Here is a 19,882-nt window from a genome sequence, read left to right as displayed (position 1 = left end):
AAGGAAACCTTTTGATATCCTCATACTTCATTATCTGAATGAAATTGCGGTCGTGATTTTATCGATTATGAAATTACTTCTTTGAATTCAGGATTTCAGCTATATTCCTGCCCAGTTCTTTTGCAGCCTCTAATGGAATCTCCTGATCCTCAAAACTGTTGATTCCCACGGAACCCACTGTTGCATCAGGTCCGTAGACCATCTTTATGCCGCTAAGGCTACATTCATCCCCGTATCCACACTTAACACAGGGCACATTTCCGAGTATTTTGACATCGCCTACTACCTGCATACCTTCTTCCTGCATGTACGCAGCAACAGCATTGACAGCACCCTCGGCAACAGGTGGCGCTTCAGGCATACATGGCACAGCAGATGTCACAATTATGCCACCGGGTTTGCCCTGCATGAATCCTTTCTTGTGCCTTAGGCAGTACAAACGCTCAAGCATGGTCTTTGTCCTGGAATCAATGGATGAGTAAGGAGTGTAGCCTGCAATTATAAGCGCATCTGCATCCTTAACTTTCTCTGCAATGATATTGCCAGCATCACCAATCACACAAACGTTAGTATCAACACATTTCAGACATGCAAGGCATGGTTTGATATCATGCTTGCTGAGTTTGATGAATTCGGAATCCATGCCTGTTGCATTCAATGCGACCTTCAGTGCCCTGTCAGTATTACTGTCCGGGATTGGAGAACCTGATATTCCTATTACCTTCATTTTTTTGCTCCTTTAATTGTTCTTGCATGTCCTGCTGTTAGAAGCCAGGACAATAAACTTGATACTTTTGTTTTTGGTAGTGCACCCAGATATATCTAATCTGCACTGGAGTGTACAAAGAACAAATCATGTATAATCGGGTAACCATCCCAAAATATTGAGAAAACACATTTCACTAATTTTGATTTCCAGCTTTATGCCATCTCTACCCACCTCCTCATATAACATTGAACTCTTTTATATATGAAAAAATGAAATAATAATTCATGGCACCCAGTTCATTCCTTGATGAGATCTTTCGCAAGGGTCTTCATCTGGCATCGGTTGCTATTGTGCTTGTATACTTCTTTTTCGGAAAACAGATAGCCCTGTATTTCATGACCGTCTACCTTGTTCTTGTACTTCTTATCGAACATATGAGACTGGACCGCGGATTCAGGCTACCTGTCATACATTATCTGCTGCGCCGGAAGGAAGAAACATCAATTGCAGGACATGTTTATTTCACCCTTGGTGCCATAGTTGCAGTCTCTGTATTCAGCGAGAGCGTTGCCTATGCTGCGATCCTGATGGCCACCTTTGGGGACATGAGTGCAGCACTTATTGGCAAAAGTTTTGGCAGGACAAGGATATTCCGGGGAGGAAAGTCCCTGGAAGGATGTGTGGCAGAGTTCATCGTAGACCTGATTATAGGCTACATTTTCCTTTCAAACTGGAGCATTGCACTTGTCATGGCATTTGTTGCCACACTTGTAGAAACAGGTTTTGAAAAAATAGATGACAATCTTGCAATCCCCGTGTTCTCAGGTTTTGTTGCAGAATTGTTTTTGATAATCGCGACTTACGTCCGTTTGTAGGAGAAACGCTTTAGCACTTTTAAAATGTTTATAAACAATAAAGTCCATAAACAACTTGCTATGCCATGTGAACAGACAATACACGGTAAAATAATATACGGCCCTGAAGCAGAGGTCATTGAAGGATATATCGTAATAGAGGATGGCATCATTAAGGAAGTTCACGAAAAAAAGAATGATTCCGGAATCATCATTGCACCCTGTTTTGTTAATGCCCATACCCACATTGGAGATTCGGTCTGTAAAGACCCTGTGCTTGGAAATGTGCATGGTCATTTTGTGCAAAGAGACCTTAGCCAGCTAGTTCAACCACCACACGGACTGAAGCACCGGATATTGAACATGACACCACACAGGAAAATGGTGGAAGCAATGGAAAAGTCTCTTCAGGATATGAACAACACCGGCACATATGCATTTGCAGATTTCAGGGAGGGAAGTACAAAAGGAATAGTTGCACTGAAAGAAGCACTTGAATCATCAGACCTTGATGCCAGGATCTTTGGGAGACCGGCAAACGATACCGGTAAAAAGGGTATTTCAGAAGAACTGGAAACACTGCTTAACTATGCAGACGGTCTTGGGATGAGCGGTGCGAACGATATGGATATGGAAATCCTGGAAAACGCAAGGCAACACTCACTAAAAGCAGGTAAACCCTTTGCAATACATGCAGGAGAACACAGTCGGAGTGACATAGAAAAAGCATTGTCACTTGACCCGGATATCCTGATACACATGACCCAGGCAACTCAGCAGGACCTAAAAGAAGTTGCTGATATGGGCATACCGATAGTGGTTTGTCCCAGATCTAACTTTATAACGGGAGTAGGGATGGCACCCATTGTAGATATGCTGGACCAGGAGATTAAAGTAGCAGTTGGTACTGATAATGTAATGCTGAATTCTGTCAATATGTTCTCTGAAATGGAGCTATTATCTAAAATTTTTGGTATAGAGGACAGACAAGTATTTATGATGTGTACGCTTATGGGTGCAACAATATTGGGACTTGATGCGCCCGGCTATATTCTGGAAGGAAATATAGCTAAAATAATGATCATTAATGGTAATTCAAATAATCTCACAGGTATAAGAGACCCGATCAGTGGAATTGTAAGGAGAGGTCGGCCTGATGATATACTATCTGTGATGATATAATAGGGACATATTACAAAGGAGAGGGACAATGACAAGTGCTCTGTATAAAAAGATTTTTATTGCAACCGATGGATCCACACAAAACAGGAAAGCAATTCTGCACAGTATTGAACTTGCAAAATTGAGTGGGGCTAAATTATATGCAGGATATGTTGTTGATACTGCAGCTTTTGCTTCTATCCCCATGGATTCCGGCTGGGAGATGATGTATGAACTCCTTGAGCAGGAAGCAAATGTTGCAACCGAGTCAGTTAAAAAGATAGCTGAGGGCGAAGGTATTGCTTTTGAAATGGTGACCCTTGAAGGGAATCCAAGCCACGAGATAATTGAATTTGCAGACAATAATGACATTGACCTGATAGTATTGGGAACTCTTGGAAAGACCGGATTAGACAGATTCCTGCTCGGCAGTGTAGCAGAAAAGGTCACAAGAAACTCAAAAGTACCTGTACTTGTAGTGCGGGGAGACTCCGAAAAGGAAGAGTAGGGAGTTAAACAATGCCAAAAAACACTAAAGTCTCTGACATAATGAGGACAAACGTTGCCTTTGCAACTCTCCCAGGCTCAAGAGATGAAGTCCACACCCTCCTTAAAGATAAAAAGGTATCAGGAGTACCTGTATTAAAAGACGGAAAGATCGTAGGAATTGTCAGCAGGGCAAATCTTCTAAGAAACCCGGAGGAAGAACAATTAGCTCTTTTAATGACACGCAATCCTATAGTCGTAGACCCTGATGTAGACATAACGGTTGCAGCAAAGATCCTTCTGGACAACAATATCAGAAGATTACCTGTTGTAAAGGACGACAACCTGCTGGGAATCATTTCTGTTGCAGATATAGTTGCCTCCATTGCCGAAATGGACATCAGCGATCATGTAGGACAATATGTCAATCCAACCGTCGTACCTGTGTGGACAGACACACCATTGAATGTTGCCGCCAGAATAATGGAACTTGCAAAATCAAAAGCAGCACCTGTTATTGATAGTGATCTTGAAGTAGTCGGCATAATCACTGATCGTGACATCATAAATGCCAGTGTTATTGAAGATACAGTGGAAATGTCCGATATGTCCAATGGTTCAGACGATGATGAATGGACATGGGAATCCATGAGAGATACCATGAGCATTTATTACAGTGTTTCAAGAGTAAAGGTTCCTGCCATACCTGTAAAGGACGTAATGATTGCAGATCTTGTAAAAGCTGCATACATCTCAGGCGTGAGTGAGTGCGCATTGAAGATGAAAAGGAATAAGATCGACCAGATTCCAATCGTCAATGCTAACCAGAAATTCCTTGGACTTCTGCGTGACCGTAATATCATGAAGGCTATCATAGACCAGGAATAAATACAGCATAATTCCCGGGCATTAAATGCCCAAAATTCTTTTTTTAGTTAAGTGATTCTGATGGAACGTCCATTCATATTTATAAATTCAGCAATGTCTGCTGACGGCAAGATATCTACAAAGGAAAGAAAACAGGTTAAAATATCCGGTAAGATCGATTTTAACCGTATGGATCAACTCCGGGCAGGGTCCGATGCTATAATGGTAGGCATTGGCACGGTTCTTGCAGATGATCCGAGCCTGACAGTAAAATCCCCTGAACTCCAGGATAACAGGATAAAGGCAGGCCTTGATACAAATCCTGTGAGAATCATTGTCGACAGCACAGCACGAACTCCCTGTGATGCAGATATTTTCAAGAAGGGAGAAGGAAAGCGAATAATAATTGTTTCGGAATCTGCCCCGGTGGAAAGAGTGGCGGAACTTCAGGAACAAGCAGACATTATTGTATCCGGAAAAGAAAAGGTAGACCTTCCGGAAGCCATGCGGGAGCTTAAGAAACGAGGTATTAACCGATTAATGGTAGAAGGCGGAGCAACACTTAACTGGGGAATGCTTTCCAATGGCCTTATTGATGAGATCTACACCTTTGTCGGAAACCTGATAATCGGGGGGAAGAGTTCCCCTACTTTCGTTGACGGGGATGGTTTTCCGGAAAAGGAGCTTTTGAAACTTGAGTTAATGGATGCTGAAAAAATAGAAGATGGCATTTTATTGAAATGGAAAGTCCCTGGCAAATAACTTAAATATTATTCTTTTTTTGACAGGCGGTTTTGCGCGCATGTCCCAAAACAACACACAAAGTATAAATCAATATAGTTTTATATAAGACGAACAAGAGAGATACCATGAATAAAATAATCCTGCCCGTAGTAGCTATCATAGCAGTATTTTTTGTTGTTGTGGGCCTTGTCGGGGACAATAAAGCTGTAGATGACAGTGCAATCGTCACCGCTGCCAACATGGAGCAATTGAACGATGCACTCGCAAAAGGACCGGTCCTGGTAGAGATCGGAACAAATAGTTGTCCTGCATGTATTGCCCAAAAACCAATCATGGCAGATATAGCAAATGATTATGAAGATAAAGCCACTGTCATGTTTATAAATGCAGAGAATACCAGAGCCATGGCTGCCAGTTTTAATGTATACACTATCCCGGACATATTTGTCATCGCAGAAAATAGTGATGAAGGCTACATCTACATGGGAGCAGACGGACAGGTAACAACCGACAGGAACAAAGCCAGATACATAGGCATCACCGCTAAAAAAACGCTGACTGACCTTCTTGATGCAGCAATTGAATACAGGCAATGATCAATAGGTGTACAACATGCTGGAAGCGACATCACTCACACCTATCGCCGCTTTTTTTGCAGGGATCGTGAGTGTACTCTCACCATGCGTACTTCCGCTTCTGCCAGTTATACTCGCCTATTCCACAGGTAACAGTAAATTCCGCCCCCTTGCAATAATAATCGGACTTGCCATATCATTCACGGCTATGGGCATTGCCGCTTCTGCCTTTGGAACATTGTTCCTGCCCTATATGGGCAAGCTCAGGATCGTTGCTGAGATTATGATTATTCTCATCGGCCTTTCAATGTTGACGGAAATCGACATATTTAGTTTCATTTCACAGTACACCGGGAAAATACATGCCGAAGGAAAAGGACTTCTTGGCGGACTTGTCGTTGGTGCCTCACTGGGAATAGTCTGGATCCCATGTGTAGGACCCATACTTGCATCCATCCTCACATTGGTGGCACTTGAAAGTAATATCATCTACGGCGTAGAACTTCTCCTGATATACTCCCTGGGTTTTGCAATACCGATGATGCTTATTGCCTATTCCGCAAAACTGTCCGGTGACAGACTTAGCAAGTTATCGGAATTAGATATTGAACTCAAAAAAGCAGCAGGAATTATACTTGTAGTCGTGGGGCTATGGATGGTCTACACTAACCATATTGTTGCCTATTTATGAATGAGAACTATACAATTAACGGACAATTTCATAATTCTGAAATGCAATTAAAAATGAAAACTAAAATTAGAAAAGGTGAATGTGCTTAATCAATTACACATTCATCATCATTTGCGATTGCAACAAGTTCGTTAACACAGGCAACTGCCATTGGAGTTCCGCCACGTGTTCCCACACATGTGATGGAAGGAACAGGTGCTTTCCTGACAACTTCTTTTGATTCTGCGGCATTGACGAAGCCTACAGGCGTGCCTACAATGATTGCCGGTTTGATACCATGCTCGATCATCCTGCAAACTGCAAAAGCAGCTGATGGTGCATTACCAATTGCCACAATTGAACCTTCAAGTATGTCTTTGCATTTCAGGAAACCTGCTGCGGTCCTTGTAATACCGTACTTGCGGGCAAGTTCTGCATCCTCATCCTTGTCGAGTACACAGATAACCTCACAGTTATGACCTCTCTTAGTAATTCCTGCTTTGACCATGTTGATATCAACAAGAATAGGAGCACCCTTTTTGATAGCTTCTACACCTGCTTTCATAGGATTGTTGACAAAGCGCATAAGATCTGCAACTGCCGGGTCACCGGTTGAGGTTACACAGCGCTGCCTGACCTTGTCCTCAATGGTCTCATCACCAACGAGTTTTTTAGCAATATTACGACTGGTCATGTAAATTGCCTTTGCCTCATCAGTTTGTGACCCAAGGTCAGTACAGATACCAATAAGTTCAGGGTCGATCTCAGTGGTCATTTCCACAAGTTCTTCGATACTTGTGTCTGCCTTTTTTGATTCAGTAGTCATATTTCCTATGATACCCCCTAGGAGTGATTATTCTCTTGCCATATTCTGACTCCCATATACGGGAATCATTGGTTGTGATAAGAATAGTAGTACTCATGTCCACCCAGTCGTTGTGGTCCATAACCTCGCCAAGGGTGGTAACTATGTAATCCTGATCCTTATCCCTGAGGGCATTTTTCACAAGTCCGACCGGGACTGAATCATCCTTATGACGCCTGATGATCTCAATAGCCTTTGAGAAATTGGATTTGCGCTGGCGGCTCTTAGGATTGTACAGTGACATCACAAAGTCTGCAGATGCTGCTGCATCAAGTCTTTTCTCAATAACTTCCCACGGAGTCAGAAGGTCACTGAGACTGACAGTACACATGTCATTAACGATAGGTGCACCAAGCACACTTGCTGCTGCAGTAATAGCTGTAACACCAGGAAGTACCTCGATCTCAACATTCAGACCTGTGTGCTCTGCCACTTCAAGGACAAGACCTGCCATACCGTAAATGTTTGCATCTCCACCACTTATCATGGAAACTACATTTTCCTGCGCAAGCTCCACTGCCTTGCGTGAACGGTCAACTTCCTTACCCATGGCACTGCGGACGATCTCCTGTTTGTCCAGCAGGCTTGCCATCTGGTCGAGGTAAGTACCGTTTCCGACGATGTAATCTGAATTCAGGATGACGTCTCTTGCCTTTACCGTTAGCTGTTCGACAGAACCCGGACCTATACCAATAATGTAAAGCTTTCCTTTTGCTTCACTCTGCGATTGCGATTGTGACCCTACCATATGCCTTCTTCCTTAGTATCAATTCTTTTTTTTCCGACAACGCCAGTGCAGCAGGCTCTGCCACACCTGTAAGCCCGAAGCGTTTTGCCTGCGAAGCTGACGGCGCATCATATGTATTCAATTCATCGTGATCAATGAAAGTGATTCCAATACCGAGAATTTCTGCTGCCTCATGGAGGCCTGCTTCATTCTCTTTTAACTTTGCAGACGCCAGCGCATGTACTTCATCGATGCTCCTGCCGGCCTCAGCAAGTGCACTGTTGATCGCATCGATTGCTTCCTGGCTGTTGATGCCCTTTCGGGCTCCGATACCTATGATCATGCGTTTTCTGCCTTTTCTTTTTTCAGGACCGATACATCGTCCCCGACAATGACTATCTTAGGTCCCTTTATTTCAAGGACCTCAACATCCTCATCAAGCAAAGCGCAGTTAACCTGTACAGTGGAAGGTTTGTTGACAATATCACAACCAAGTGCCTTGGCAATACCCTCCACGGAATTCCGGTTATGGACCTCCGTAGCCGTTGTGACAACAGGAACAGGACCTATTTCAGCTATCTTCCTGACGACCTCATTGCCCCCATGATGACCGCCAAGCAGTGGGATTGCGAAATTCATATTCGAATCCACTACAATGACTGCAGGATCCTTCCATTTGTCCTCAATAAGCGGTGCAATCTCGCGCACTACAATGCCTGTGGCAAAGACTGCCACAATAGCATCATATTGCTCGAAGGCCTTTTTGAAGACACTTTTATCGTACATCAGGACATCAGCATTCAGATGTCCTGCCAGACGCTCTGCAACCTCAAGATTTCTCTCAAAGGTTATGATAGCGGTTCTTGTGCCACTCCGTATAAGTAAGACCTCCCGTAGTTGCCATAGTCAACAGGGTCAACAACTCCGCCGATAAGGATCATTGCGGAACGTTTGATTCCTGCTTCCTTGACCTTTCCGGCGATATCTGCCACAGTGCCCTTTATGATCTTCTGGTCTGGCCAGGATGCATGGAAGACAACTGCAACCGGAGTGTCAGGTGCATACTCAACCTTTTCCATGATCTGCTCTATTTTCTGGGTTCCCAGGAAAACAGCCATGGTTGCGTTGTGTCTTGAGAGTTCCTTTATCTGGTCCTTCTCAAGGGTCTTACCAGCCGGGCGTGTGATAATAAGGGTTTCTGAAACATCGTTCAGAGTAAGCTGAGTCTGTAATGCTGCTGCAGTTGCAAATACTGAGGAAACACCAGGTATGATCTCAACCACTACATCGAATTTCTTCAGTTCCTCGATCTGCTCAACGATGGAACCATAAAGTGATGGATCACCGCTGTGTAATCTTACAACTTTCTTGCCTGCATTGAGATTATCAACGATCAGCTTGTTAGTTTCATCAAGGGTAAGTCCGTAACTATCGATCTTTTCCCCTTTGGAGTAATTGAGTACTTCAGGATTCACAAGGGAACCGGCATATATTACAAGGTCAGCTTCTTCAAGAAGCTCCTTTCCCATTACTGTGATATACTTAGCGTTTCCCGGACCGGAACCTACAAAATAGACTTTTTTGTCTGTCATCTTGATTCTCCCTGCGATTATTCCTTTTCTGCAAAGATAATACTGAAATAGTTACCTTTTTCAGGAATCTTTTCTCTTTCTGTGATTATGACTTCCTTGTCACTGAAAAGGCGTTCACAGAAAGTGAATTTGTTAAAACCTTCCTTTTCAAATGAATTGATGATCTCAAGCGGCTTACTTGCCTTTAACCTTATCTTATACTGGCTCTCGGAACCATCACTGACCTCAAAGGAAGAGTCAACCTCTGCCCCGGTCTGTGCAGCGAATGATGTGATAGAGCTGATGCCAGGAATTGTTGCTGTTTCAACATCAGGATAAAACTTCTTCATCACACGTTTCAAATGAGTGAATGTTGAGAAAAAGTTAGGATCGCCGATGAGACCAAAAACAACAAGGTTATCCTTTGATTCTTCAGCAAGCATGTCAGCATTCTTCTTCCAGACGGCATTTAGCACATCATAGTCTGTCAACATTGGGAATTCCAGAATCTCTGATTCTGCATAAGGTGCCACCAGATCCGCAGCCATAGGACCAGGAACGTATACCTTATATGCATTTTTCAGGCTTTCAACAGCTTTCAATGTAAGAAGCTCCGGATCTCCCGGACCAAGTCCAACTCCAACAAGCATTTTTTATCACCATCAAGATTAAAGATTAATTCTTACCTGATCTGCCGACAATAACATATACCGGGTTTTCAGGTTTGAACATGGTTTCACCGGTAATCGGTGCTCCACGTGAAACAATTAAATGCAGTACCTCATCGAATAAGTCAAGTTCTTTCATCTTATTTATTACGTTTACGACCGTTTCGATCCTGACCGCATTCACTACAATACTCTTTGCCTTTTTCTCGGCAAGCACTTCAAGCACACGGGAAATGTTTTTTGTGCCACCAATAAATGCACAATCGATAGACCCAACATCCTGCTTTTCCAGGATCTCGGAAGATTCACCGGAAAACACTTTGGCATTGGTAATCTTAAATGCTTCGAAGTTTTTCTTCGTTACATTTATTGCCTCTTCCCTTGCATCAATGGCACATATGCTAATATTACGTACCATTTTTGAAGCTTCTATAGACACGGCTCCCGTACCACAACCAATGTCGAAAAATCTACAGTTATCCGCTAAATCAAGTTTAGATAGGGCAACTGCAATAATCTCCGGTTTTGTCGGACCGCCACTTACGTGCATAAGTTCTGTCATGTTCCACCTTAACTAAGATAAACTGGAGTTAAGTAGATATAAGTTGTCCTTCATAAAACTGTTGCATTATTACGACATAGTATAGCAATTCAAAAATATTTAGGGCGGTTGCAATGGAGAATAAGAAAAAAGCTAAGAAACTACTGGTATTGGGAACTGCATCAGATGTAGGTAAGAGCATAATGGTCACAGGCCTGTGCAAGATCCTTTCCAGGAAGTATAAGGTTGCACCATTTAAGGCCCAGAACATGAGCCTGAACTCATGGATCACAAAGGATGGAAAAGAAATCGGAATTGCCCAGGCAATACAGGCCAAAGCTGCCGGGGTCGAACCTACAGCAGATATGAATCCAGTGCTCCTCAAACCCAAAGGAGACAGGACATCACAGGTCATCGTCCTTGGTGAACCGTATGCCGACAAGACCGCAGGCAACTATTATGATTCTATTGAGGAAATGCATGACGTGCTCAGGGGAGCCCTTGAAAGGCTTGAATCCGAATATGACCTCATAGTAATGGAAGGCGCAGGCGGAGCCGCAGAGATTAACCTCTATGACCGTGACATCGTCAATATAGGAACTGCACGCATAACCGGTGCACCCATCATACTGGTAGGGGATATCGAATCCGGAGGAGTATTCGCAAGCCTTTACGGAACAAAGGAACTGTTGCCCGATGATGTCAGCAAGAACCTGAAAGGGTTCGTCATCAACAAGTTCAGGGGCGACCCTGCCATACTCGAACCAGGATTAAAGCAGCTTGAAGACCTGACAGACGTACCTGTTCTTGGAGTTCTGCCATATTACAAGCTTAATATACCATCCGAAGATTCCATGGCCATCAGGAAGAAAAAAGGCAGGGCTGAAAGAGAGGATATCAACGATATTGACATTGCAGTCATCCGCCTTCCAAGGATTTCCAATTTCACGGATTTCGAGCCACTTGAGAGGATTGCAAACGTCAGGTATGTTGACCTTGACGAGAATCTCGGAAATCCGGATTGCGTGATAATCCCGGGCACGAAAAATACCGTCAGTGACCTGCTCGACCTTCAGGAAAGTGGCATGGACACCCAGATACGCAACCTGAAAGGAAAAGCAGCCATCTTCGGGATTTGCGGCGGTTACCAGATGCTTGGCAAGGTTATCCATGATTCAGGTATAGAGAACGGAGTTGAGGCAGACTATGAAGGTCTTGGGCTCCTTGATACCGAAACCACTTTTGGCGAGTACAAAAAGAGAACAGTCCAGGTACAGAAGGACATAGTTGCCGACGGCCCCATCTTCAAGAATATCAAAGGTGATAAGATATGGGGCTATGAGATACACATGGGCGCAACAAAGACACCAAGAACAGTATTTGGAGATGACGGCAGTATTGACGAAAGCGGCACTGTGGTTGGCACATACCTTCATGGACTTTTCGAGAATGAGAACATCAGGCATGCACTCATGATATACCTGACTGAAAAGAAGGGGATAGAGTACCATCCTGAAACGATCACAACAGAAGATGAAGCCTACGAAGAGCTTGCAGAAGTTGTTGAAAGCTGCCTCGACATGAAGAAGATATACCAGCTCATCGAAAATCAGGAATGAGTGAAAGGATTTTCCCTTTCACTTTTTCATTCTCTTTCTACCCTAACATAAATACTGTCTGCCATTTCTGAATCAACGGCATATCTTGTATGGTTCAGATCAAAAACATACGAAGGATACGACTGAACAAGACCCACGGAGATGCCAGGTAGTACGCCCATCGAAAGCATCTTTTGCATTTTCTGTTCCTCCCTCATGTCAAAATAAGCGATCTTGCCACTTTGACCATTCTTCAGTGCAGAGAGAGGAGCAACTACATGTCCTATTTCTTCCCTTGCCTTTTTACAGCATTCGCCCTCAGGAATTTGTTTCCCATGCGGACAGGTACGTGGATGACCCAGCAATATGCAGACATTTTCATCAATACCCCTGTGAAGTATGTGTTCGAACTCGCAGGCAGAACTACGAACATGCCTCTCCTTTGTATTCAGCACATCCACAAGAAGCCTTTCTGCTAATCTGCGTCTTCTGACAACTGTCCTTCCGTTGGCATCTCCTTCTTCTGAAAGTGTTGCCAGAGAATCGGACAGTAGTATGTTGCCCGTCTCAAGCAGTTCACGGATCTCAGGTGAAGCCTCATCCAGGCCAAGTGATGAGAGATTCACCAAATAATTCATTTCTTCATTGATGCATACCCACATCTGTTCAAGGATGTTCTCTGCATCCTCAGTTATTTTCATTTGAATATCCCTCTTATGAATTTTTCCAGTTTTGTTTCCGGTGCTATTTCATATCCGCAAGCCGGACAACGTTGCATGTTACAAGAACTAAATCTCCCGCAACCCGAGCATTTTGACCTGTCAGGTTCATCGAACTCTTTGCCACAAAGAGGACATTTCATAGTACCACCCCGAATGTTGTGAGGAAGTAGTTCACAATAAATCCTACTGCAAAAGCACCTGGGAAAATGAAAGCTGCCATTGCAAGAGCGGTTTTGATCCCTCTTTCTTTTACCGTTACCAGGAACTGGGCAATACATGGCATGAACAACGTCAGGGTGATAGCTGCAACCACAATGTTGACTCCGGTCAGCATACCGGCATTGTACATATCGAACAGACCGGCTGCACCGAAATCCCTTCTGAAGAAACCATAGAAGAACATAAGTCCCGCTTCAGCCGGAAGACCGATCCACTGTGAAGGATATTCCATAAGGTTGACCGCTATGTCAAACAGGCCGGTAAGCCTTCCTACCCATATAAGCACACTTGCAATAACGAAAAGCGGAAGTACTTCAAAGAAATACCATTGCATTCTGGAATATGTTTTTACAAGTACATTTGATAGTTTAGGAAGCCTGAGTGGAGGCATTTCGATAAAGAAACTTGGCTTTTCTCCGGGCATGACGAGAGAGGAGAGATAACCTATCAACACAAGTTCAAAGGCGATCACAATTGCCCATATTGCCAGTGCCTTTCCACTGAATGAGAGCACACCCAGTATGACCCCAAGTTGAGCAGAACAGGGGATTGCCAGTGCCAGCAGCATACTTGCAATAACCTTCTCCCTCTTTGTTTCAAGAGTACGGGTTACCATGGTCGCCATGGTAGCACATCCAAAACCAAGCACCATAGGTATAACAGCTCTGCCACTCATGCCCATTTTTTTGAAAACACGATCAATCAGCATTGCAAGACGAGGCAGGTATCCTGTATCCTCGACAATAGAGAACACAATAAAGAATGCACCAACAAGAGGCATAATAAGCGCTATTGCATATGTTACCGCCTGAGTGAATATCCCGTATTCACCTACAAAGAGATCCTGTATGACAGGATAAGGGACAAAGGAATTGAACGTCTCTATGACCCAGGGATTGATCAGCTCACCGAAAAGTGTGCCCTCAAGATAGTCCACAACAGTACCTGCTGCAAAACCGCCTACAAACTTGTACAAACCAAAGTATAGCACCAGTAGTAATATCGGAATACCGGTTATCGGTCGTATGAGAAGTTTGTCTATGCGCTCACTGAAAGATGGAGAGGATTTATTTCTTGAATTCTCACGGTTTACCCCAGCCATATTGTTCATTATCATGACAGAGTCAACGATATCATTGACATATCCCTGTCTTTCTATTGCCATTACATAATTAAGGGGATCAGAATACTCTTTCTCAGTCCCTTCGACAATCTTATTGATAGCTTTAATATCCTCATGCTTCTGTTTCACTTCCTCAAGTGCAACAGTATCATTCAGGAGGAGCAATTGTGCAACTGTCTTTTTTGAGATTGAATATTCAGACCTGAGAAGGGAAGATATCTCATCAATGGCATACGTTATTCCCCTGCTGTACTCTACTACCTTGCTTCCAGCAGATTGAAAGCTGTAAGAAGATATGGCTTCTTCAAGACGGTCCATTCCCTCTCCTTTAATAGAGGTCGTACAGATGACTGGAATCCCCAGTTTCTTTTGAAGCCCGGACTCATTGATACTGATACCTCTGGCAGATGCTTCATCCATCATGTTCAGAACAAGTATGAGAGGGACCTTGGCTTCGATCAACTGAAGTGTGAGTGGAAGCATACGCTGAAGATTTTTGGCATCGACCACATGCAGGTACACAAAAGGCTTACTGTTGAAAACATATTTTTGTGATACACGTTCTTCCTCTGTGATCGGTTGCAGGGAATACATGCCAGGAGTGTCTATAATCTCATACTCTTCCCCCCTGAACAGACCCTTTCCCTTGCTTATAGCCACCGTGGTTCCCGGATAATTGGAAACCACTGCATAGCTGTCTGAAAAATGGTTGAAGATAACACTTTTCCCGACGTTTGGGTTCCCCACAAGGATGATCTTTTCAAGACCGTTTTGAGTGTCGCCTTCAACATTACAGCAACTCTTTTTTTTAAGAATGTTTAACATTATTTACTGCACCTCGGGAATATAGTCGTTCCTAATTTTAGAAGCCATAGATAATTATGAGATATAAATGTTTGTATACCTAACACTTTTAGCCGCGATGATGACACAAGAGTCCTGCAGCAATACAAGAAATAATGAAAATGCAGACTCTGCAAATAGCAAAGAATAATACAGACTTCGAATTCCATAAAGAATAAATACTATTATCTCATTATTGCCCATTACTGTACAACTATATACATTAATGCGTAGATGGGTGCTAGCATGAAGGAATACATAAAGAAAGTAAGTGAAAAGCAGAACCTCACAATAAAGGAAGCAGAGGATGCTATCACAAAGATATTCACAGAGGCCACTGACGCACAGATCGCCGGTCTCCTCATTGCCCTGAAAATGAAGGGCGAGACTACTGAAGAAATCGCAGGTTTTGCCATCGGAATGAAAAAAGCTGCCAACACAATCGCCCCGGAAGTTGAAGGAATGCTTGTTGACGTGGTAGGCACCGGCGGCGACAGGCACAATACCATCAATGTTTCAACTGCATCCGCTATTGTAACTGCAGCAGCAGGAGTGGCAGTAGCAAAACACGGCAACCGTTCCATTACTTCACTTTCAGGAAGTGCAGATGTTCTGAGAGAACTTGGAATAAAGGTAGACAAGGCACCTGAAGATGTGAAGGCTTCAATTGAAAAGGACGGCATTGGTTTCATGTTCGCCCCGATCTTCCACCCTGCAATGAAAAGGGTCGGACCCATAAGACAGGAAATGGGAGTCAGAACTGTTTTCAACATACTTGGTCCACTTACAAATCCTGCGAATGCAAAAGTGCAGCTTGTTGGTGTTTTTGATAAGAAGCTTTGCGAACCGTTTGCCCAGGTAATGAAAAAACTGGGAGTTGAAAGAGCAATGGTCGTCCACGGGGACGGCATGGATGAGATATCCAACATATCCGAAACATATGTTGCCGAACTCAGGGATGGAAAGATCAGCACTTACACACTGACACCGGAAGAGCTTGGCATAAAGAGGGCAACTGCAACTGATATTGTAGGCGGCACGCCTAAAGAGAATGCACTTGACATAATATATATCCTCAAAGGTGAAAAAGGACCTAAGAGGGACATCATAGTAATGAACTCCGCCGCAGCACTTTATGTTGCAGGCAAAGCTGACTCCGTGAAAGAAGCAATACCAATGGTTGAAGAGATAATTGACAGCGGTAAAGCTATGCAGAAACTGATGGAATTCAGTGATAACAACAATATCCACGAGGTTATAGATGAAGCAGCTTCCAAGAGTGAAGATATGCGGAATGAAGTCTGCTGATGACATAGGACTGGCAGTGAGCTTAGGAGCTGATGCTGTTGGTTTTATCACCGAGGTCCCGGTGAACACACCCAGAAAAGTGGATGCTCAGACCGCAGCAGAACTCGTAAAGACCGTACCTTTCTTTGTGGACTCGGTACTTGTGATAATGCCATCGAGCGGGCAGGATGCACTTGACCTTATAGATAAGGTAAAGCCGGATGTCGTACAGCTTCACAATGACATCAGTGCAGAAGAAATAGAAATTATACGTGACGGCACACACCAGAAGCTAATAAGGACATTTACCATACCCGTTGAAAGCAAGGAACTACCTGCAGACCTGATGGCACAGGTGGATGCACTTCTTGACAATGACCTGATAGACGGTATACTTCTGGACTCTGGCAAAGCAGGAGCCACCGGCGGCACTGGTATGGTGCATGACTGGTCAATAAGCAGGCAGGTAGTGGAGAATACGAAGGCTCCGGTCATACTTGCTGGCGGGCTGAAGCCCGATAATGTGAGAGATGCCGTTAAAGAGGTCAGACCATTTGCTGTGGATACTGCCTCAGGTGTAGAGAGCAATGGAAAAAAAGACCCTGCAAAAGTATGCAGGTTTATAGAAGAGGCCAGGTGTATCAATGGTTGATTTTGATCTTAGTAAAGAGGATTTCATATCCCTTGTTGAAAATTCACAAAAACCTGCAATCGTGCAGCTTATGACAAAAGTGGATAGCATATGCACGCCCCTGCAGTTGTATGCAACCCTGCAGAATGCAGGACATTCCTATCTTCTGGAATCAGTAGAAAAGGAAAAAAGACATGCTAGATACTCCTTTGTAGGATACGAACCGGAGATGGTAGTGTCCATTAAGGACAGCTACCTTACAATCGAATGCCAGATGAACTCCGAGCTTACAAAACATATCTATAACAAGCTCAAGTCCATCGGTGATGTTGAATCACTTGTAGGCGGCAAGTTCAGGGTAAAGGTCAGTGAAGGAGATGATGCCCTTGCAGCATTCCGTAAGATCTACCCCACAAGTACCGACACAACACTCCTTAACCAGAAGCGTTTTGACAGGCAGACCTTCCTTGGTGGGGCCATCGGGTACAACAGTTATGACCTTGTGTACGATTCGTGGTTAGATATCGATAAAAAGCCTGATGCTGACACGCCGGACATGCATTTTGCAATTATGACAAAGACCTTTGTCTTTGACCATATAACCAACGAGACATACATTGTAATCACCCCATTTGTCACAGAAACCAGTGATATGGATGCTGTTTATGAGCATGCAAACTCAGAGGCGCTGCTGATGGAAAGATCATTGCAGATGGCATCAGTCATCGGCATCAGTGAAGACATACCCGCTGCAGACTCAGATGATCCTGTTGCCAACGTCAACCAGGAAGCTTATGAGGAAGCGGTCAGGAAATCTAAACAGCACATCATTGACGGAGACATATTCCAGGTAGTCATCTCCCGCAGGTACACTGTTAAAATGAAACAGACACCCCTGCAACTCTACATCAGACTGAGGAATATCAATCCAAGTCCTTACATGTATATCTTCAATTTCAAGGATATCGGTATCGTGGGTGCAAGCCCTGAGACCCTTATGACGGTCTTCGACAGGAAAGTTATCTCAAACCCAATAGCAGGAACCTGTCCCCGCGGAAAGGATGACGAAGAGGATAAACTGCTTGCAGAAAAAATGCTCAGTGATGAGAAGGAACGCGCGGAGCATGTAATGCTTGTAGACCTCGGGCGCAATGATGTCAGGATGGTCTCAAAAGCCGGAACCGTTAAGGTTGACGATCTCATGAGTGTTGTAAAATATTCACACCTCCAGCACATCGAGAGTACCGTAAGCGGGGAACTCAGGGATGAATGCGACCAGTTCGATGCCACACGCGCCATATTCCCCGCAGGAACGCTTTCAGGTGCTCCAAAGATCAGGGCAATGGAAATAATAGATGACCTTGAACCGGAATCAAGAGGAATATACGGCGGTGGAGTAGGATATTATTCATGGAACGGGGATGCGGACTTTGCGATTGTCATAAGGACAGTGCTTATTAAGAATAACACAGCCTATGTGCAGGCAGGAGCTGGCATCGTGGCTGACTCAGACCCGACATACGAATACAATGAAACGGAAAGAAAAATGGCTGCAATGATAAAGGCAATAGGAGGCAAATAATGAAGATATTGTTCATCGACAACAAAGATTCATTCGTTTGGAACCTTGTGGATTTTGTATCCATATTCGAGCCGGACACTGTGGTCGTTCCCAACACAATTACCGTTGAAGAGGTTAAGGCCATGAATCCGGACGGAATTATTATTTCACCCGGACCCGGCACACCTCACAATCCAGCAGACATTGGAACATGCCTTGACATCATCAGGGAATTTGGACCAAAGATTCCAGTACTTGGAGTCTGTCTTGGGCACCAGGCCATAAATACCGCATATGGAGGGACCATCAGCCATGCAGATGGAGGACCCATACATGGTAAAACATCTGACATAACCCACGAGAATTCAACACTCTTTGCTAACCTTAAAGGTGATTTCAAGGGTGGAAGATACCACTCCCTTGCCATTAAGGAACTGGCTGATGACCTGAAAGTCACTGCAAAGACAAATGATGGCATAATCATGGCCGTCGAACACAAGGAATATCCGGTGTACGGCGTGCAGTTCCATCCGGAATCCATCCTTACAGATGAAGGAGTGAAGATCATCAGGAATTTCCTCAGGATAGTTGAAGGCGTGCATAAGGATTAAGCGTTTGCAGGTTTATTGTGGACTATGATTATCGGCATCACCGGGACACCGGGAACTGGAAAAACCTCGATAACGAAACTACTGGAAGATGATCCGCTCTGCCAGGTGATCCACCTCAACGAGCTCATCAAGGAAGAGAAGCTCTATTCAGAGGTGGATGTTGAGAGGGATTGTGTCGTTGCTGACATGGACCTTGTATATGACAGGGTTCTGGAGCTACAGGATAAATCCTACCCTGTGACCATAGTTGATAGTCACCTTTCCCACCATATTGCTGATATAGTTATTGTGCTGAGGACATCGCCTGGAAAACTGAAAGAAAGACTGGAAAAAAGGAAGTATTCAGTTGAAAAAGTACGGGAAAACCTCGAAGCAGAAGCCCTGGACATCATCCTGGCGGAAGCGGTGGACTGGTGCGAGAAGGTCTTTGAACTCGATACGACAGGAGGAACTGTGGATAGAACCTTCAAGGATATCGGGAGAATAATAAAGGGACTTCGAAGAGGAGATACTGAAGAACTCGAACAGGAATTCAGACCCGGATCTGTGGAATGGAGTGACTATTTCTTCGATTGACCTTTTACTTTTATCATTTTAGTGAGAAATAACAGGCTATTTTCGACTTTCTTGTCAAATTTTGCCACTTGACGCTACTATTAATAATAACAGATAAATAGGGATAATTGACAATAGTTAATTATAATAATTTTTACTGTCCTTGTGCCGAGGTGACAGAGTGGCTAATGTGACCGCCTGCAGAGCGGTTTTTCGGGAGTTCGAATCTTCCCCTCGGCATTCGCACTTACATACCTGTTCATATTTGATCCATATTTATAAAGGAGTTAAACT

24 protein-coding genes and 1 tRNA gene are annotated in these 19,882 nt (G+C 44.0%); 14 read left to right on the top strand and 11 right to left on the bottom strand.

Annotated features, from left to right (window positions below; genetic code table 11):
• Positions 1 to 73 precede the first annotated feature (73 nt).
• Complete coding sequence (locus RE476_RS11605) at positions 74 to 727, bottom strand: flavodoxin family protein (protein ID WP_309307795.1); 654 nt, start codon at positions 725 to 727, stop codon at positions 74 to 76.
• A gap of 266 nt (positions 728 to 993) precedes the next feature.
• On the opposite strand from RE476_RS11605, the gene RE476_RS11600 reads away from it, so the two are divergent.
• The 7 genes from RE476_RS11600 (at position 994) to RE476_RS11570 (ending at position 6,087) form a co-directional block, all read left to right on the top strand.
• Positions 994 to 1,584, top strand: a complete 591-nt coding sequence (locus RE476_RS11600; protein WP_309307794.1) for a diacylglycerol/polyprenol kinase family protein — start codon at positions 994 to 996, stop codon at positions 1,582 to 1,584.
• 60 nt (positions 1,585 to 1,644) lie between these two features.
• The gene (locus RE476_RS11595) at positions 1,645 to 2,745 is read left to right on the top strand and encodes an amidohydrolase family protein (protein ID WP_309307793.1); all 1,101 of its coding nucleotides are present in this window, start codon (positions 1,645 to 1,647) and stop codon (positions 2,743 to 2,745) included.
• 28 nt (positions 2,746 to 2,773) lie between these two features.
• Entirely contained in the window at positions 2,774 to 3,232 is a 459-nt protein-coding gene (locus RE476_RS11590) for a universal stress protein (protein ID WP_309307792.1), read from the top strand.
• Between the two features lie 11 nt (positions 3,233 to 3,243).
• On the top strand, positions 3,244 to 4,098 hold the full coding sequence (locus tag RE476_RS11585; protein ID WP_309307791.1) for a CBS domain-containing protein: 855 nt from the start codon (positions 3,244 to 3,246) through the stop codon (positions 4,096 to 4,098).
• Positions 4,099 to 4,158: 60 nt separating this feature from the next.
• Positions 4,159 to 4,839 (top strand): 2,5-diamino-6-(ribosylamino)-4(3H)-pyrimidinone 5'-phosphate reductase, encoded by a 681-nt coding sequence (locus RE476_RS11580; RefSeq protein ID WP_309307790.1) that lies wholly within the window; start codon positions 4,159 to 4,161, stop codon positions 4,837 to 4,839.
• A 107-nt stretch (positions 4,840 to 4,946) separates the two neighbouring features.
• Positions 4,947 to 5,417: a thioredoxin family protein gene (locus RE476_RS11575; protein ID WP_309307789.1), complete on the top strand. Its 471-nt coding sequence runs from the start codon at positions 4,947 to 4,949 to the stop codon at positions 5,415 to 5,417.
• Between the two features lie 16 nt (positions 5,418 to 5,433).
• A complete protein-coding gene (locus RE476_RS11570; RefSeq protein ID WP_309307788.1) occupies positions 5,434 to 6,087 on the top strand; it encodes a cytochrome c biogenesis CcdA family protein in 654 nt (217 codons plus the stop codon).
• Positions 6,088 to 6,172: 85 nt separating this feature from the next.
• Here RE476_RS11570 and RE476_RS11565 read toward each other — a convergent pair whose 3' ends face one another.
• The 7 genes from RE476_RS11565 to cbiT form a co-directional block, all read right to left on the bottom strand.
• Entirely contained in the window at positions 6,173 to 6,892 is a 720-nt protein-coding gene (locus RE476_RS11565; protein WP_309307787.1) for a precorrin-8X methylmutase, read from the bottom strand.
• Positions 6,882 to 7,679, bottom strand: coding sequence for a precorrin-3B C(17)-methyltransferase (gene cobJ / locus RE476_RS11560; protein ID WP_309307786.1), 798 nt, complete (start codon positions 7,677 to 7,679; stop codon positions 6,882 to 6,884). The genes RE476_RS11565 and cobJ overlap by 11 nt, the downstream gene beginning before the upstream one ends.
• Positions 7,648 to 8,001 (bottom strand): cobalamin biosynthesis protein, encoded by a 354-nt coding sequence (locus RE476_RS11555; RefSeq protein WP_309307785.1) that lies wholly within the window; start codon positions 7,999 to 8,001, stop codon positions 7,648 to 7,650. Before RE476_RS11555 ends, cobJ begins: the two co-directional genes overlap by 32 nt.
• Entirely contained in the window at positions 7,998 to 8,444 is a 447-nt protein-coding gene (locus tag RE476_RS11550; RefSeq protein WP_309307784.1) for a cobalamin biosynthesis protein CbiG, read from the bottom strand. Before RE476_RS11550 ends, RE476_RS11555 begins: the two co-directional genes overlap by 4 nt.
• 62 nt (positions 8,445 to 8,506) lie before the next feature.
• Positions 8,507 to 9,250: a precorrin-4 C(11)-methyltransferase gene (cobM, locus tag RE476_RS11545; protein ID WP_309307783.1), complete on the bottom strand. Its 744-nt coding sequence runs from the start codon at positions 9,248 to 9,250 to the stop codon at positions 8,507 to 8,509.
• A gap of 17 nt (positions 9,251 to 9,267) precedes the next feature.
• Complete coding sequence (locus RE476_RS11540) at positions 9,268 to 9,879, bottom strand: cobalt-factor II C(20)-methyltransferase (RefSeq protein ID WP_309307782.1); 612 nt, start codon at positions 9,877 to 9,879, stop codon at positions 9,268 to 9,270.
• Positions 9,880 to 9,904: 25 nt separating this feature from the next.
• Complete coding sequence (cbiT, locus tag RE476_RS11535) at positions 9,905 to 10,459, bottom strand: precorrin-6Y C5,15-methyltransferase (decarboxylating) subunit CbiT (RefSeq protein ID WP_309307781.1); 555 nt, start codon at positions 10,457 to 10,459, stop codon at positions 9,905 to 9,907.
• Between the two features lie 113 nt (positions 10,460 to 10,572).
• On the opposite strand from cbiT, the gene RE476_RS11530 reads away from it, so the two are divergent.
• Entirely contained in the window at positions 10,573 to 12,057 is a 1,485-nt protein-coding gene (locus tag RE476_RS11530) for a cobyric acid synthase (RefSeq protein ID WP_309307780.1), read from the top strand.
• A 26-nt stretch (positions 12,058 to 12,083) separates the two neighbouring features.
• On the opposite strand, the gene RE476_RS11525 is transcribed toward RE476_RS11530, so the two are convergent.
• From RE476_RS11525 to feoB, 3 genes are read right to left on the bottom strand one after another with little or no spacing between them, the layout of a single operon-like run.
• Positions 12,084 to 12,737, bottom strand: a complete 654-nt coding sequence (locus RE476_RS11525; protein WP_309307779.1) for a metal-dependent transcriptional regulator — start codon at positions 12,735 to 12,737, stop codon at positions 12,084 to 12,086.
• Positions 12,734 to 12,898 (bottom strand): hypothetical protein, encoded by a 165-nt coding sequence (locus tag RE476_RS11520; protein ID WP_309307778.1) that lies wholly within the window; start codon positions 12,896 to 12,898, stop codon positions 12,734 to 12,736. The genes RE476_RS11525 and RE476_RS11520 overlap by 4 nt, the downstream gene beginning before the upstream one ends.
• Positions 12,895 to 14,925, bottom strand: coding sequence for a ferrous iron transport protein B (gene feoB, locus RE476_RS11515; protein ID WP_309307777.1), 2,031 nt, complete (start codon positions 14,923 to 14,925; stop codon positions 12,895 to 12,897). Before feoB ends, RE476_RS11520 begins: the two co-directional genes overlap by 4 nt.
• Positions 14,926 to 15,189: 264 nt before the next feature.
• On the opposite strand from feoB, the gene trpD reads away from it, so the two are divergent.
• The 6 genes from trpD (at position 15,190) to RE476_RS11485 (ending at position 19,828) form a co-directional block, all read left to right on the top strand.
• Positions 15,190 to 16,251, top strand: a complete 1,062-nt coding sequence (trpD, locus tag RE476_RS11510) for an anthranilate phosphoribosyltransferase (RefSeq protein WP_309307776.1) — start codon at positions 15,190 to 15,192, stop codon at positions 16,249 to 16,251.
• On the top strand, positions 16,205 to 16,882 hold the full coding sequence (locus RE476_RS11505) for a phosphoribosylanthranilate isomerase (protein ID WP_309307775.1): 678 nt from the start codon (positions 16,205 to 16,207) through the stop codon (positions 16,880 to 16,882). Before trpD ends, RE476_RS11505 begins: the two co-directional genes overlap by 47 nt.
• A complete protein-coding gene (trpE, locus tag RE476_RS11500; protein ID WP_309307774.1) occupies positions 16,875 to 18,443 on the top strand; it encodes an anthranilate synthase component I in 1,569 nt (522 codons plus the stop codon). Before RE476_RS11505 ends, trpE begins: the two co-directional genes overlap by 8 nt.
• Positions 18,443 to 19,033 carry an anthranilate synthase component II gene (locus RE476_RS11495; RefSeq protein WP_309307773.1) on the top strand — a complete coding sequence of 197 codons (591 nt, stop codon included), beginning with the start codon at positions 18,443 to 18,445 and terminating at the stop codon, positions 19,031 to 19,033. Before trpE ends, RE476_RS11495 begins: the two co-directional genes overlap by 1 nt.
• A gap of 24 nt (positions 19,034 to 19,057) precedes the next feature.
• Positions 19,058 to 19,609: an adenylate kinase family protein gene (locus RE476_RS11490; protein WP_309307772.1), complete on the top strand. Its 552-nt coding sequence runs from the start codon at positions 19,058 to 19,060 to the stop codon at positions 19,607 to 19,609.
• A gap of 146 nt (positions 19,610 to 19,755) precedes the next feature.
• Positions 19,756 to 19,828, top strand: a tRNA-Cys gene (locus RE476_RS11485).
• Positions 19,829 to 19,882: the final 54 nt, after the last annotated feature.

The organism is Methanolobus mangrovi (assembly GCF_031312535.1).
Classification (GTDB): Archaea; Halobacteriota; Methanosarcinia; order Methanosarcinales; family Methanosarcinaceae; genus Methanolobus; species Methanolobus mangrovi.
This window is presented reverse-complemented; position numbering and strand designations above follow the sequence as displayed.

What these genes read in the sequence shown, in the direction of transcription:
- RE476_RS11590 (WP_309307792.1), top strand. Translation starts at nt 2,774, where the DNA reads ATGACAAGTGCTCTGTATAAAAAGATTTTTATTGCAACCGATGGATCC.
- RE476_RS11555 (WP_309307785.1), bottom strand. Translation starts at nt 8,001, where the DNA reads ATGATCATAGGTATCGGAGCCCGAAAGGGCATCAACAGCCAGGAAGCA.
- cobM (WP_309307783.1), bottom strand. Translation starts at nt 9,250, where the DNA reads ATGACAGACAAAAAAGTCTATTTTGTAGGTTCCGGTCCGGGAAACGCT.
- trpD (WP_309307776.1), top strand. Translation starts at nt 15,190, where the DNA reads ATGAAGGAATACATAAAGAAAGTAAGTGAAAAGCAGAACCTCACAATA.
- RE476_RS11540 (WP_309307782.1), bottom strand. Translation starts at nt 9,879, where the DNA reads ATGCTTGTTGGAGTTGGACTTGGTCCGGGAGATCCGGAGCTTCTTACA.
- RE476_RS11595 (WP_309307793.1), top strand. Translation starts at nt 1,645, where the DNA reads ATGCCATGTGAACAGACAATACACGGTAAAATAATATACGGCCCTGAA.
- RE476_RS11575 (WP_309307789.1), top strand. Translation starts at nt 4,947, where the DNA reads ATGAATAAAATAATCCTGCCCGTAGTAGCTATCATAGCAGTATTTTTT.
- trpE (WP_309307774.1), top strand. Translation starts at nt 16,875, where the DNA reads ATGGTTGATTTTGATCTTAGTAAAGAGGATTTCATATCCCTTGTTGAA.
- cbiT (WP_309307781.1), bottom strand. Translation starts at nt 10,459, where the DNA reads ATGACAGAACTTATGCACGTAAGTGGCGGTCCGACAAAACCGGAGATT.
- feoB (WP_309307777.1), bottom strand. Translation starts at nt 14,925, where the DNA reads ATGTTAAACATTCTTAAAAAAAAGAGTTGCTGTAATGTTGAAGGCGAC.
- RE476_RS11570 (WP_309307788.1), top strand. Translation starts at nt 5,434, where the DNA reads ATGCTGGAAGCGACATCACTCACACCTATCGCCGCTTTTTTTGCAGGG.
- RE476_RS11490 (WP_309307772.1), top strand. Translation starts at nt 19,058, where the DNA reads ATGATTATCGGCATCACCGGGACACCGGGAACTGGAAAAACCTCGATA.
- RE476_RS11605 (WP_309307795.1), bottom strand. Translation starts at nt 727, where the DNA reads ATGAAGGTAATAGGAATATCAGGTTCTCCAATCCCGGACAGTAATACT.
- RE476_RS11600 (WP_309307794.1), top strand. Translation starts at nt 994, where the DNA reads ATGGCACCCAGTTCATTCCTTGATGAGATCTTTCGCAAGGGTCTTCAT.
- RE476_RS11530 (WP_309307780.1), top strand. Translation starts at nt 10,573, where the DNA reads ATGGAGAATAAGAAAAAAGCTAAGAAACTACTGGTATTGGGAACTGCA.
- RE476_RS11525 (WP_309307779.1), bottom strand. Translation starts at nt 12,737, where the DNA reads ATGAAAATAACTGAGGATGCAGAGAACATCCTTGAACAGATGTGGGTA.
- cobJ (WP_309307786.1), bottom strand. Translation starts at nt 7,679, where the DNA reads ATGGTAGGGTCACAATCGCAATCGCAGAGTGAAGCAAAAGGAAAGCTT.
- RE476_RS11520 (WP_309307778.1), bottom strand. Translation starts at nt 12,898, where the DNA reads ATGAAATGTCCTCTTTGTGGCAAAGAGTTCGATGAACCTGACAGGTCA.
- RE476_RS11585 (WP_309307791.1), top strand. Translation starts at nt 3,244, where the DNA reads ATGCCAAAAAACACTAAAGTCTCTGACATAATGAGGACAAACGTTGCC.
- RE476_RS11505 (WP_309307775.1), top strand. Translation starts at nt 16,205, where the DNA reads ATGAAGCAGCTTCCAAGAGTGAAGATATGCGGAATGAAGTCTGCTGAT.
- RE476_RS11565 (WP_309307787.1), bottom strand. Translation starts at nt 6,892, where the DNA reads ATGACTACTGAATCAAAAAAGGCAGACACAAGTATCGAAGAACTTGTG.
- RE476_RS11495 (WP_309307773.1), top strand. Translation starts at nt 18,443, where the DNA reads ATGAAGATATTGTTCATCGACAACAAAGATTCATTCGTTTGGAACCTT.
- RE476_RS11550 (WP_309307784.1), bottom strand. Translation starts at nt 8,444, where the DNA reads ATGTACGATAAAAGTGTCTTCAAAAAGGCCTTCGAGCAATATGATGCT.
- RE476_RS11580 (WP_309307790.1), top strand. Translation starts at nt 4,159, where the DNA reads ATGGAACGTCCATTCATATTTATAAATTCAGCAATGTCTGCTGACGGC.